This is a genomic window from Pseudomonas sp. ICMP 460, from assembly GCF_002723595.1.
Classification (GTDB): domain Bacteria; phylum Pseudomonadota; class Gammaproteobacteria; order Pseudomonadales; family Pseudomonadaceae; genus Aquipseudomonas; species Aquipseudomonas kitaguniensis.
Genome location: NZ_LKBR01000011.1, coordinates 1 through 13856, shown reverse-complemented (window position 1 = coordinate 13856; position 13856 = coordinate 1). Strand labels below are relative to the sequence as shown.

The 13856-nt window shown below is 50.5% G+C and carries 11 protein-coding genes and 1 pseudogene; all 12 read right to left on the bottom strand.

The window, feature by feature from the left end:
- Positions 1 to 111 precede the first annotated feature (111 nt).
- Complete coding sequence (locus tag AO240_RS09310) at positions 112 to 552, bottom strand: SMI1/KNR4 family protein (protein ID WP_099236297.1); 441 nt, start codon at positions 550 to 552, stop codon at positions 112 to 114.
- Between the two features lie 124 nt (positions 553 to 676).
- Complete coding sequence (locus AO240_RS09305; RefSeq protein ID WP_099236296.1) at positions 677 to 1042, bottom strand: immunity 22 family protein; 366 nt, start codon at positions 1040 to 1042, stop codon at positions 677 to 679.
- A gap of 269 nt (positions 1043 to 1311) precedes the next feature.
- A complete protein-coding gene (locus AO240_RS09300) occupies positions 1312 to 1821 on the bottom strand; it encodes an SMI1/KNR4 family protein (protein WP_158231392.1) in 510 nt (169 codons plus the stop codon).
- A gap of 210 nt (positions 1822 to 2031) precedes the next feature.
- The gene (locus AO240_RS09295) at positions 2032 to 2460 is read right to left on the bottom strand and encodes an SMI1/KNR4 family protein (RefSeq protein WP_099236294.1); all 429 of its coding nucleotides are present in this window, start codon (positions 2458 to 2460) and stop codon (positions 2032 to 2034) included.
- Positions 2461 to 2735: 275 nt separating this feature from the next.
- Positions 2736 to 3074 (bottom strand): transposase, encoded by a 339-nt coding sequence (locus tag AO240_RS09290; RefSeq protein ID WP_099236293.1) that lies wholly within the window; start codon positions 3072 to 3074, stop codon positions 2736 to 2738.
- 665 nt (positions 3075 to 3739) lie between these two features.
- Positions 3740 to 4105 (bottom strand): hypothetical protein, encoded by a 366-nt coding sequence (locus tag AO240_RS09285; protein ID WP_256585902.1) that lies wholly within the window; start codon positions 4103 to 4105, stop codon positions 3740 to 3742.
- A 148-nt stretch (positions 4106 to 4253) separates the two neighbouring features.
- On the bottom strand, positions 4254 to 4598 hold the full coding sequence (locus AO240_RS09280; RefSeq protein ID WP_099236292.1) for a hypothetical protein: 345 nt from the start codon (positions 4596 to 4598) through the stop codon (positions 4254 to 4256).
- A gap of 293 nt (positions 4599 to 4891) precedes the next feature.
- Positions 4892 to 5362, bottom strand: a complete 471-nt coding sequence (locus AO240_RS09275; protein ID WP_099236291.1) for a hypothetical protein — start codon at positions 5360 to 5362, stop codon at positions 4892 to 4894.
- 145 nt (positions 5363 to 5507) lie between these two features.
- Positions 5508 to 6173, bottom strand: a complete 666-nt coding sequence (locus AO240_RS09270) for a DUF1963 domain-containing protein (protein ID WP_099236290.1) — start codon at positions 6171 to 6173, stop codon at positions 5508 to 5510.
- An 11-nt stretch (positions 6174 to 6184) separates the two neighbouring features.
- On the bottom strand, positions 6185 to 10981 hold the full coding sequence (locus AO240_RS09265; protein WP_099236289.1) for an RHS repeat-associated core domain-containing protein: 4797 nt from the start codon (positions 10979 to 10981) through the stop codon (positions 6185 to 6187).
- A complete protein-coding gene (locus AO240_RS09260) occupies positions 10978 to 11763 on the bottom strand; it encodes a DUF4123 domain-containing protein (RefSeq protein WP_371918611.1) in 786 nt (261 codons plus the stop codon). The genes AO240_RS09265 and AO240_RS09260 overlap by 4 nt, the downstream gene beginning before the upstream one ends.
- A 30-nt stretch (positions 11764 to 11793) precedes the next feature.
- A pseudogene (locus AO240_RS09250) lies at positions 11794 to 13856 on the bottom strand (phage baseplate assembly protein V); the annotation flags it as partial.

Below are 13856 nucleotides of genomic sequence, written 5' to 3'. Positions count from 1 at the left end.
GCAGGCGCGAGAAATTCCACACAGGTTTTGATTCAGGTGTTTATTTGGGAATGACTGTAGTTTCAATTAAAGAGAAATGGGGAACGTCTATTACGCTCACACTTTTATTGCCTAACTATGGGCGAGGGCTACTTCACTTAAGAAGCTGAATAAGTTTTTGTACTTGGTTTTGCTCCATGCTGATGTTTCGTGATCAAAAAAGAAAACCTCGGGAAGGCAACAATTATTTACTATCTCGAAGGCGTAGAAGTCGCCGCATCCATTTTCAGAAAATAGAAAATAATTTTTATGTACGTTAGACTTTCTTCTGTTTATTTTGATTAAATTGAAGTCACTATCATTGTCGAGAGAGTAAACGATGCTAAACGCAAAATAGCCACCGCCATATTTTTTTATGAATTGAACGTACTCGTTCGGGAATCTCAACCCTAAAGATTGCTGGGAGGCAATTATAACTCGGTCACTTGCGGTCTTATCTGCATCTAGATCAAACCAAACAGGATGGGTCTGTTCTGTTTCGGTTACCAGATTCACAAAATCAGTAAGCGTCATTTTTTCAGAAACTCCTGCTTTTTATTTGAGATTCGGTAAAATTCGCCGATTTTATCGGCACAGAAATACTACTTTATTTCAAATTTTTGGTTAAGAGGGAGGGCGCTTCGTACTCAAAGCTTCCTTAGTACTCAAATATATGGCTTCTAATGGTAGCGTGTTTGGGTGTGCCTGAAAATGAGTAGTCGTATATCGCAACTACAGTGTTTATTGGCGCTCCGCTCAGAGGAATATTTTTATTCTTCATGTCAAACACAATATCCAAATAATAGGAACACCCCTCAATAGCGGCCATCATAGAATTTGTTGGCTCGACTTTAGCAGCTTCGATTGTGTCATCGTCAACAAAGCCGAGTGAGAACGCATTGCTAAATTCAGAGCCAAGAATGTCGCCATCATCTGAGTACGCTGGACTCATGACCTGTTTAAGTGTAGATGATTCCCAGCCGGTATTTGAAGTCCAAATCGAGACGGTTTTTTTTGAGCTCATTTCTAGCGTCCTTAATTTTTATCGTGAAGGCGAGGCGTCAGATCCACCTTCCAATTACCCAGCAGTCCAATTCCTCCACTGGTCCTGTTCCCAAGTTTACAGGGGCGATCCAACTGTGTTGCGCTAGGCATGTACTGGCCGTTCTTCAGTCTACCCGCAAGCTTGATCCGTGCCATCATTAAAAAATGCATAGTGCCAAGGGTGTAGTAGCAAAGCCGCCTGTAATGTCCCCCAGCCAGATTGAGGTACTGACTAAAAAATTTGGGCTGTCAAAAATCAAACGTTGCGCTGATTATCTTTTTTGTTTTATCTATGAGTGGTTTTTCTTCATCTGCTATCAGGTGTGTGATGAATTCTATAAGGTTTGCTGCTATTAAAAATTTTATTTCACTTTCATGCTCGGCTTCGTGATACCAGTAATAAATTTTTCCGGATTCTCTTTCTATACAGTATTGGTCTCCGCTGGCGGATTCGCCGAAAGTATAAAAATCTTCGCCTATTCTGTCTTTATATACGCTATTTTTTAGAAAAATATTGTTGGAGTCGCGATTCAATCCATAAATTATATCAAGATCAACATACCTGTCCTCATCTGCTACTGGAATGTCAGCATCGACTTTAAATTTAGCGCCTCGGATGAAGACAATAGCGCCCTTGAAAAAAATAAGAAGCTGCGCGAGTTCAGTGGCCAATTCAATACGACACGCCTGGTCGATATCAGAAACCTCAAAGAATCTTGCTTCAGCGCCTAAGGTTTCTATGATTTTATTATATAGCATTGAGTTTCTCATCTAGGGTGTGAATACAGAATGAGTGAAGCGTCATAAAGATGGATGCTTGGAGTAAGGCAAATACCAATTTTTATGATGTCAACATGTTACGTCATTATAGCTATCGGGACGGTTCCCGTAGTAATTCTCGGTAAATTTTTACAGATCAGGAGGCCGTATAATCAACAGCCTAAAGATATCAGATTGAGTAAAGGCGCACTATTCCTGCCATGAATTAATAAAGTCATCAAAGTCATTGGAGGCAGTGTGAGATTTTTTTGAGGTTGGGTCAAAAACCTCAACAGCCACATTGGTTGTTTCAAAGTTTAAGCAAATTAGAACGCCGCCCGCATCTCTAGCTATGGGGATCATGCCATTTGGTAGTTTAGGGGGGCGTCCTGGTCCGATGTACCAAGAAATAGTATGCGGTGTTACTTCAGATGAAAATGAAAAAAATTCGCTGACGCATGTTTCTTCTTCGCCATATGAGAACGAAGACATTGCTGGTGACGCTTCATCAGCAAAAGTGACAAGATCTAGATACGATTCTGGAAAAATTACTCCAAGCGTCTTTTGCAGTTGGAATATTTTATTCTCGTCAACGGACGAGCCTTTATCAATCCCAAACGAGCTCCAGTCGTATTTCATATAAAACTCCTAGCTTTATTTTTCCTCATCAGCAAAGCTATGTATTTTCCGAAGTAGAAAATTTTTGCCGACAACGTCTAATATAGGGGCTCGGTAGCATCAGTATGACCTGAGGTGTACGTGTTCCTGATGAGTTATGCGATATTACCTCTCTAATTGGACCAATGCCTACTATAATTGTCAGCGGGCGAAAGGTAGTGGGCAGCTGGGCGCTGTTGCGAAAATGGGTTAGGTACTCGTTCTGAATATAAGGCGTTACTCAAAGTTGACAATGTTTATAGCTCAGCCAGAAATAAACCTTGTAAATCGCCCTCTAATAATTTTTCGTCTTTGCCGTAGGAAAGCGAAAATTCGTCGCGCGCGCCCGCTATCGTAGTAGCGCCATCTATAATTCCTAAAATATTAGAAGTCGTGTCTATTATGGTTTGCTTGATGATTTCAAAGAAAATAGTTTTTTGCTCGTTGGTCAATGAGTTAAATAGCGTTAATGCATTCTTCCAGTAGTCATCAGTTGCGCTTTCAACGTTGGTATTCAAATACAGCCTTTTATAGCTGGAAACGTTTTCGTGTACCACACTGTTTTTGAGGCCTGTTACAAACTCGTTTGAATTCATTATTAATTTCCTTAAATAAATATTGATTCTGATTACAACTTCCGGCCGGTTATTTTGGAGATAACTGATTGGTTTTAAATGTTTGTGATGGGTAGGTTTGCCTTCGCCAGGTCCGCGTTTTATAAGATAAGTGCGGTTTTTTCCTCAACTAATCTCGCACCCATTACCAACATTTCTGGCAGGCGGGTCTTGTCCTCTTCTGATGCCGGTCCAAGATGGGTGTCACCTTGCCAACGCTCACCAGCCACGACCCTTAAATCGAGGCTCTGTTGCGTTGTACGCAACGCTTCGTGCCCTATATAGTGCCAGCGGTTTTTCCGTATCGGTGCCTTTGATGTATAGATTAATAATTCAAAAATATCTTCCAGGTGGCAAGGGGAGTGGAGTCAGCTACAAGATTTTTATATAGCTCAAGCAAAATCGTGTGTTTGTATCTTAGTGATACATATAAGACCTTTGCTGGTCTGAAGCTCTGCTCCAGAGGGATGAGAATGATGTCGCCTACTTTGGTTTTTTGGGTTTTCACTAATTTTACCTTTGCAAGGCTTAATTTAATGGTCTGTCCGTAGAGCGTTCGCTTGTTTAGGGTGCCAACGAAGATTAAATTTGCCTCAGCAGGGAAGTGTTTTGGCTAAAGAATTTTTAATGATTTTTTTGTTAAGGGTTCAATGGCTTAGCTTGATAAAGCTATCGTTTTCAAGATAATAAATGAACGCTGTGTATGCCATATCTAATTCAAAAAAGTTTGTTTGCTCTCTTAAATTAAATATTATGGATGCAAGGTCGTCGCACAGTAAAATGTACCTGTAGCCAATGTTAGACATTTCGATTGGGTTGTCGTTGTCATCGTAAGCCTCAAAACTTTCCGGGTTTTCGATAATTACGTCACAACTCAAGCTCCATTTTTTTTCGTCCTTTGGTAGGTAAATTGCATCTTGCCAATTTAGACTTTCAGGATAGGACAAAATATCGGATAGCTTGCTGCTATTCATTTTTCCAGTCATCTGCTCTTTCGCACCTCTAAATTTCATCGCGCTTCCTCTATGAGAATAGAAACATTCGACGCAGCGTCGATCAATTTTTATTGAGGCGTCTAAATTGGTTTAAACAAATCTTCATTATAGAGTTTATTTAACGCTTGTGCTGTAGCTGACATTATTGAGGCGGACTTGCAGGAGCTTATAAAACGCGCAGGTCGGTCATCTGAAGCGCCGGCTTGCTTTCCTTGTATAATAATTCCAAGGAAATAGTCAGGTCGCTCATTCCTTCTTCTTGCGTCCATAGAGGCATATCTATGGCCATGCCAGAGCCATCGCTGTAATTGTAAGTATCTATTTTCTCTAAAAAGCTATTAGGAGGTAATATCAGTGTATTGCCGTATTCGGAGAGTTTAGACTCAACGTCCTCTTTGCTAAGCCTGCCGTACCAATTTCTTTCGGAGATTTTTGCATGATCACCCTTAACTAGTGCGTCAATGAGTTCGATTATCTCTATTTCCAAGTACTTGTCGATATTCACTTTCATATATTTCCACATATTTGGATTGAAGTCTGCGACTAATCATCGATCGCCCTAATGTGCTCGTTCGTATTTTGAACTAAATCTTTTTGTCATATTTCTTTATAGTGGCACTGTATAGTGATATGAACGTAATTTTTCTCCGAATTTATAAGCTTCCCTGCGCCTGCTCGGAGTTAAGCCCGTATTGATTTGCAACGGCGAGCGCCTCTTGCGCATAGGGGGCAAGAAGGTAATACCAAATTACTGTTTTTAGCATATGCCCAGTTAATTCAACTAACTCAATAGCGGCGTTTGTGCTAGAGCTTCTCGAGCTCAAATGGGCAGCCGTTATTTTTAATGTGATTTAGTTCTTGCTCAAAAGAGTACTTTAAAACGTTTTCTTTGTTCTTGTCATATTCTTTTCTCAGTACTCTAAATAACGCTCCTATATGGTTTTTACTTTTGTCGTCGAGCGCACTTATAAGGTCGTAGTCATCAATTGATAAAACAGGATTTTTTTTCCTCAGTACGTAGTACGCACTTATATTGCGTAGCAAGCCAGCTGCATCTGCGTAATTTTCATGGAGATATTTTACATATTCTTCGAAAATATTAGTTAATAAGGATGATGCTGCTTTTTGGTTTTTTAAAACACCACACACCTCTTGCCAATTGCTTATGTAAAGATGGTCGCCCCAATCAGAACCCCGGGCAAAATAAATTCCATTTCCTTTAAAGAATTCGGAGACTTCATGTTGATCTAGAGCGGTTTCGAACGTAGACCTCATTGGAGTTTTTCCCAGTGATGAAAATTTTTTAGCAACGTACTGATATCACTGTTGTGGGTGACGCTTTTCGAGCCTATTAAGGATGCGCGTTCATTTAATGCCAACTAAGGTTGCTATTTTTCTAGGCCTTGGGTTTTGTTGTTTCTCAGTCATACTGAGTAATGATATATACGTTATTATCGACTTCATCCGAAGTCCGTCCGAAGAAAAAAGACTCATTTTGATTAAAAAAAGTGTAGTTTCTTTTTTTTCTATCTTTCACGCCTCCAAATATATCCATCTCTTTTTGTGGTGGAGCTCCCTCTAAAATCTCAAAAGTTTGGTCCTTTTTTACTTGAAAAATAAAATTTACAGTTTCTCCTTCATAAGTCGATGGAGCTTCATCCTCAAGCGTCCAGTCAGGAGAAGGTCCAGCCCAGCCGAAGATATCGCCATCCTCGCTGGATGAGAACGCAAGGTATTGTTTTTTTATGCTTGGAAGTTTAGTTTTTTGTGTTTCTGCAGTCTCAGTTTTAAAAAGGTAGACTTTGAATAGTTCTTGATAGTCTTTCAGGAAACCAGTGGGTATTACTGCTCCCTTTAGATTCGAGTTTAGCATCCTAGGGATCGTCAGGTTTTCATCAAACTCTGCTGTAGCGCTGAAAAAGCTGAGCGAGTATCCGCTGAAGGGGTGTGGCTCAGAAAACTCGATTGTGAAAAAAAAAGTGAGTTCTATATTATTTTTGCTTTTTGGGTGCTCAAACCCTGAAGGCAGCACCGGATCGCCGCCTATATAAGAATTTGTTTTGATTTCTGTTTTTTTAATAAACATTGGTTCGCTCCTTAGTTCTCAAAAATCTTGCTAAGCTTTGAGCCATCTGAAAATTTAATTTCGTAAATTAACTGGTATGGACGTGTGTCCTTCCCTTCATACAGGGCAGTTAGTCGAGCCGTTGCGCTGACGTCATTTTCAATGATGTGTTCTGCAACTCCTTTTTCGAACACCCTAAACTTTCCTCTGTTTATTGATGGTGCTTGAGGGAAAATATTATCCATTACATTTCCCGGTCCTCCTAGCTTGCTCCCTCTCGCATGCCCTGCATCATCTGTTGCAATTCCGAGAGTTCTCGCATGATCGCGAGCTGCCTGATTGGTCACGCTCCCTGTACCAATGTGATCTGGGGCAATGTCAAAATCCCATTCCGTGATTCTGCCTTGCCCATCCCGCGTTACTTTAGGGCAATTTCCTATCGCGGAAGCCAACCCCAACGGATCCACCCACCCCGTAGGATTAGGCACGTACTGGTAGTTATTCAACCCACCCGCAAGCTTGATCGGATCCGGTGTCAAAAACCGTCCACTGCCCGGATTGTAGTAGCGATGCCGGTTGTAATGTAACCCCGTCTCCGCATCGAAATACTGCCCCTGAAAGCGCAGCGGGTTGTCGATTTCAGCCACATCCAGCGTAGCCAGGTTGCCATACGCTCGGTATTTCGCCGACCACATGATGTCGCCGCTGTAGTCGGTAAGCTCCTGCGGTGTGCCCAGGTGATCAAGTTGGTAGTAGAACGGCGTCGCTTTCAGCGGGCCTTCGCCATCGAGCATCGCCAGCGGGCGGAAGGTGCCGGGTTCATAGATATACGTGCGATAGCGGTTGTCGGCACTCTCTGCAATCAGCCGCTCGCCTTGCCACAAAAATTCTGTGGTGTGGCCATCGACCGTTTTGGCGATACGGCGACCAAATGCGTCGTATCGATACGCCGCGGTGCTGCCGCCGGGGAGGGTGGCGCCGATCAACCGGTGCTGGCAGTCGTAACGATACTCCGTGACCAGTTTCTGCCCAGCGCCACGCCGTTCGCGGATCTGGTTGCCATACGCGTCATAGTCGTAATGACGATCACCCTGCATCAGCAGGCGGTTGCCTTTGACGTTGGCCAGGCTCGCCACCGGCTGATCACCCTGATCGAGCAAGTTGCCTGCGGGGTCATGAGCGAAGCTTTCCGGCGTGGCGCCACGTACTTTGATCAGCCGATCAAGCGGGTCGTAGTGAAAGCTGCGATTGCCTTTGCGGCTGTCGTCGATTCCGGCCAGGTTGCCATTCGCATCGTACGCATAACGCCGCCGGTACAATTGGCGCTCCTGTTGGCTGACGCTGTGAGCTTGCAGACGGCCCTGTTCGTCGTACTGATATTGGCTGAGCAACAGACCTTGTTGGCGCTGGCGTTCAAGACCGGCGCTGAACTGATGGCTGGTCAGGTGCGAGCCGTTCAGGTCGATACGGCTGAGCTGGCCGCCGGGCTGGTGATGGTAATCGAGGGTGCTGCCATCGGGCAGGCGGCAGTGGCTGAGTTGGCCGAGCTTGTCGTATTCGTAGCGCGTGGTGCCCCAGCCTTGATGCTCGGTGGTGAGGCGGTCTTGCACGTCGTACTCGTAGGCCAGCGGCCAGTGGCCGTCATCGACGTTGACCAGGCGACCGAGGGCGTCGTAGCGGTAGTGAATGGCTTCACCGTCCGCCAGGGTTTTCACCAGCAGGCGGCCTGCGGCATCGCGCTGGTATTCGGTGACGAGTTCGCTGTCGTCATCACCGAACTCGGTTTTCTTCAGCAACTGGCCGTTGAGGTCGTATTCGTAGGCGGTGCGACGCCCATCGAAACCGGTCTCCTGTTGGATCAGGCCGTTGCTGTAGTAGTCGAGTTGGTAGTGCTCGCCACGTTCGTTTTCGATGTCGCTGAGCAGCAGTCGCGCGTTGTCGTAGCGATACTGCAACTGGCTGCCGTCGGGGTTGATGCGACGGCTGACCAGGTGCAGGCCATCGGCGTATTCATAGCGCGTGACGCGGCCGAGCTCATCGCGTTCGGCGGTGACGTTACCGTAGGGGTTGTAGCTGAACGCGCGCGTGGCACCGCCGGGCAGGGTGACGTTCGCCAAGCGGTTGGCGGCGTCCCATTGGTACTGCGTAATCGCGCCGGTTTCTTCCTGTCGGGTGATTTGCCGGCCGAGTTCATCGTAGCGGTATTTGCGCTGACCGCCGTTGGGCAGGCGCTCCTCCAACAATTGGCCGAGGTTGTTCCAGCCGAGCTGATGCAGGCTGCCATCGGGATGGCGGATTTCCAGCAGGCGCCCCTGCGGGTTGTAGCGGTAGAAGGTTGAGTTGCCTTGCGGGTCGACCTGTTCGGTGATGTCGCCTTGCTCGTTGCGCCAGTAGATCCACTTTGCAGGGCCGCGATTTACCACGCGTACAAAGCCGTTGTGATACTCGTACGTGGTCGGCAGGTCTTCCGGCGGAATCACCGCCACCAAGCGCCCGGCTTCGTTGTACTGGTACTCGGTGACGGCGCCCAGCGGGTCTTTTTCGGCGATCAGCCGGCCTTTATCGTCGTAGGCCTTGAGGTGTTCCGCGCCGTCGGGGTCGACCTTGGCGATGAGCCTGGCCTGGTCATCGTGCGCATAAACTTCCTGGCTGCCGTCGGCGTTGGTGACGGTAACGCTGCCGTTGTCATCCCAGGCGTAGCGCGAATCCATTTGCGAGAAGCTCGCCCAGTGATGGATACAGCGGGCCGACTTGCCTTGATTTTCCCATTCCCAGTAAAAACTTGCGCCGCCGGCCAGTTGGCGTTCAAGGATGACGTGCTGATCGTTGTACGCGTAGCGCTCTGCTTCACCGGCAGCGTTTTTTGCTTCGATGAGCCGGTGTTGAGCGTCGTAGCGGTAAGTGACCAGCGTTTGAATGTTGTTCCAGCAATCTTCCAGATTGTCCGCTGGCAGGAACTGCTGGTAATCAATGCCAACGATGTGTTTTAGGTCGTAGCGAATAAGCAGCGCACGGCCAGCGCCGTTGTCGACTCGTTTGATCCGCCCCAGCAGGTCGCGTGTGATGTGCAGGCGATTCTCGTACTTGTCGCTGATGGCGATCAGCGCGGCACCCTTGTTGTCGTAGCGAAAGTGGTAAAACTGCGGCGTTTCACCGGCCTGGGTGAGTATCAACTCAGACGCATCGTCGCCGAGAAAAATCGCTGCTTCAGAGAGGCTGTTGGTAATCGCCGGGCGCTGCACGCTCGGCAACGGGAAGGTGGTGACGCGGTTCTCGTGGTCGGTCCAGATGACCTCGTCACCCTTGATGTCGACGCGTTGCGCGAGTGCGTGACTCCAGCCGTAACCCAGGCCACAGTCGATTTCGGCAGCGCTGGTTCGATACAGACGGGTCCAATTGAAGGGCAACAATCCGTCGAGCTCGCCGTCGGTGAGGGTCAGCAGTTCTTCGCCGGTCACCATCGAAACCGGGCAACCATCAGTGCAGGTGTTCTTCGCGCTGGTGGCGGCCTTGTCGTCCGGGGTTTTGGACTGGCTAGGCGCGTCGTCGACCGTCTCCTTGCGTTCCAGCCTGGTCTGGTTGGTGGTTTTCTTGCGCGGGAACGACGCGGCGTCTTTCACGTGCTGTTTCGGTGTATCCGTGGTCTTCGGCACCTGGCTTTTTGAGCCGTTGGCCGCCGCTTCATCAATCTTCAGCGCCGCTGTTTTCGTCGGCGCCATGGGTACGTTCCGGGCACTGGCGATCAGCGGTTTCGACACTTCGGCGTGCGCTGGCAGGCTGTGTTCACGACTCAGCTTCATCAGTGTCGCCGCGAGTTCCTCCAGGTACTTGATCGCCTCGCCGGACTTGACCGCAGACAGCGTTTTAGTCCCCACGCGCACGGCGATACCGGCGCCGCCAGTCAGGCAGATCCCCAGCACCACGTTGATCAAAAATTCGGATGCGATGGCGGTCACCACATCCACGACGACTTGCGGCGGCAGCATGCCGACCCATGCCACGATGGCCGAGATGTAGATGAACATCAGTGGCTCGTCGCTGAGGATCAGCAAGCCGGAGGCGATTGATTCCTTCGATGCCGCGTAGAGTTTGTCGATCTCGACGTCCGACAGGTATTTACGCAGCTTATTCAGATTTTCTTTCGGGTGAGCGAGCAGCTCAAACAAGCTCTTGATGTCGTCCCACAACCGCAGCAGGGCTTTTTCCAGGCCGTCCATTGCGCGCTTCAACAAGATCACTGCGCGACCGCTGCGATCAGCCGCCGAGTAGCTGGCCCACTGTGGTTGAAATTTGCCGGACCACTCGCTTTGCAGCCAGCCGTTGAGCTTGCCGATCACGCCTTGATAGGAGTTGTAGAGCGCTTTTACGTCATTCTGGGAAACGTTGGGGAAAAACGTGATGCGGTACAGTTGGCCTTTCTTGCAACCGTCGATGACCTTGATACCGGTTGGGCCAATGGTGGTTTCAATCACCGGGCCCGTCACGTCGTCAGACATAATGCCTTTGGTGACCGGTTCAAGCCGCACCGGGGTGTTGCCGATCGGCACAAAACGCGCCGAGTCGAACATGTGGATCAGCGTGAAGTCGCCAGCGAGCGGGCAGGTGGCATAGGTTTTTACCGCGTCGGTCTTGGTTTTGCGCTGTGTGATGCTGACCTCATTGCCGACTTTGAACGTCTGGTCCACATCCAGCGCCCAGCCTGTCCAGAAGCCGTCCGCCCATTCCTTATAGTCACTCAGGCAATGGTTGAAGTCCTTCAGGATCAGGCTCACGTCAGGGGTTTTGGCGTCCAGCACGCGCAGAACCAGGGTGCCAATCGGGCTATTCATGACGTGACTTCCTTAGTCAGCTGAGCCGCAAGGCGCTCTGCCATATCTTCTGTATTGGGTTGTTGACGCACAAAACGCTCGACTTTGCGGCGCAGGTTGCTTTCCGGGAAGGCGAAAAATAGCGCTGGGCAATCCTCACCGAGCCACTGCATCAGGTTGTCGACGAGCATGTTGTGATCTTTTTCGACTAATGCATCAAGCAGCGCCTGCGGGATTTCCCACCACGGCCAGTCCTGCGCTTTCGGCACCACTCGCGGCCCGACTTCCAGGCTTCGGCCATTGATTAAATAGCGATCAAACACCGGCAAGATGTCGCCAGCTTCAGCGCCTAAGCGTTGAATAATCGGGTACAGGTGCCGGCCGTCCCAGAACCGGAAAAACACCAGGGTACCGTCGGGCATTTTGACTTGGGTGAGGCTGCGTAGATGCTCGAAGACCACATTCGGCTCGCTACGCGACACTGCGAGCCAGCCCCAGTCTTGCGCATCAGTGCCAGCAATCCAGTCGAGATAAGCCGAGTTATCGCTCAGTTCAACAAGGTAGGGCATCACCGGCTGCCACGACGCGTAAGGCGTACCGTTCCAGAGCGGAGTGAGCTGTGGCGTGGTTTCAAGCTGGTAAAGGGCTTTAAGCGCGTCGGCATCGCTGGCCGCGCTGACAATCAAATACAGCCGTTCGCTTGCCTGTAGCGGCCGTTCTGCGAGCCAGGCGTGGGGCGTCAAAAGGTCAGATTGCACAGGCACCGTCCTTGCATTTTTCACATTCTTCGCAGAACGGCGCATTGCGTTTCAGCGTATTGATTTGTGCCGGGGTGAGTACCGCACCGGCCTTGTCGCCGTCAGCTTGTTTCAGCACGCCCGGCAACAGCGGCGCCGTCGGTGTTCCGCTGCCAGGGCTGCCACCGGTATTCACATTCACCACCGGCCCGCTGAACACCACGCCGCTGCCATCAATCTTGATAAAACTGCCACCGGCCTTGAGCGTCAGCTCACTGCCAGCTTCCAGCACCACCTTCAAGCCGCTGCTCAGGTGAATTTCCTGGCCCGCCTCAACGAACTGCCCGGTGCCGATTTTGACGTGCTGGTTGACCGCAACCGTCAGGTGGTCGTCTGCGCGCGCTTCAACTTTGCGGTCGGCGTAGACGGTGTGGTGTTCCTCGGTTTTGAATTCGCTGTAGGTATTGGCTTCAACGGTGTCGTGGCGTTCGTTGCCGACCCTGATTTTTTGGTCGTGCTCGATGTTTTCATCCCAGTCGCGCTGGGCGTGCAGGAAGATTTGTTCCTGGCCTTTTTTGTCTTCGATGCGCAGCTCGTTAAAACCGCTGCCGCCGGGCGAACTCAGGGTCTTGAAGGTGCTGCGCGTCTTGTTGGCCGGCAGGTCGTAAGGGACGACGTTTTCCTTGTGGTACAGGCAGCCGCTGATCAGTGGCTGGTGATTTTTTGGTCGTGCTCGATGTTTTCATCCCAGTCGCGCTGGGCGTGCAGGAAGATTTGTTCCTGGCCTTTTTTGTCTTCGATGCGCAGCTCGTTAAAACCGCCGCCGCCGGGCGAACTCAGGGTCTTGAAGGTGCTGCGCGTCTTGTTGGCCGGCAGGTCGTAAGGGACGACGTTTTCCTTGTGGTACAGGCAGCCGCTGATCAGTGGCTGGTCGGGGTCGCCTTCAAGAAAGCTCACCAGCACTTCCATGCCGATACGCGGGATGGCGATGCCGCCGTAATGCGCGCCAGCCCAGGCGGATCGCCTTCAAGAAAGCTCACCAGCACTTCCATGCCGATACGCGGGATGGCGATGCCGCCGTAATGCGCGCCAGCCCAGGCGGACGAAACGCGCAGCCAGCAGCTGGTTTTATCGTCGGCCTGGCCGTCGCGGTCCCAATGAAATTGCACTTTGACGCGACCGTATTGATCGCAGTGTATTTCTTCGCCTTTGGGGCCGGTGACCACGGCGCTTTGGCTGCCGAGGATGCGCGGTTTGGGGTGTTTCAGCGGTGGCCGGTTTGGCACGTCCCACGGGGTTGCCAGGAAGCGGTTGCGATAGCCCTGATGGAAGTCGTCTTTAAGCGCGGTGGTGTCGCTGGTGACCGACTCTTCCAGCACGTGCGGCTGTTTGCCTTCGTGGAGCACTTCGGTGAGCAACCAGAGGTCGTTCCAGCGGGCTTTGCTGTGCTGGGTCAGGGCCAGGAAGTGGCCGCTGACCAGCAACGGCTGGTCGCTTTTACCCTCGGCCAGTTGGTAGTCCGCACGATGGCGCTCCAGCCCGCGTTTGGCCAGGTGCCTGCCGCGTGTGCGGTCGATAAAACGGCCGGGGTAATCGTAGTCTTCGAGGTCGGGCTGGGCGTCGCCGCGGCTGTCGGATTCTAGGGTGATGTGCGGTTTTTCAAAGTCGTAATCGCGGCGTGTGGTGCGGCTGGTGCGGGTTTCCAGGCGCAGGTCGAAACGCTTGATGACCGGGTCGTTTGCGACCAGGCCGGAGTCTTGCTGGTAGGCCACGGGCGCGAGTTTCGGGAACACCGTTTGGTCATCGCCGAACACCAGTTTGTGGCCGCTGGCGCTGTGCTGAAAGTGGTAGTGAATACCTTCTTCCTCGCACAGGCGCTGTATGAAATGCAGGTCCGATTCATCGTATTGAACGCAGTAAATACGCTCGGGATAAATCGTGCCGAGGTGGAAGGTATAGGCATTGCTTTGGATGCCATGTTCTTCAAGGACCTGGCCAATGATTTTCGGCACCGTGAGGTTCTGGAAGATGCGCTGGTTGATGCGGTGTGCCAGGTAGGAGAGCTGCGGTCGCAGCGTCACGGCGTAGCGCGTCAGGCGCTTGCCGGAGTCGCCCTGGGCGGCACGGTAGATCTGCCCGTGAATGCCGCTGCCGTCAGG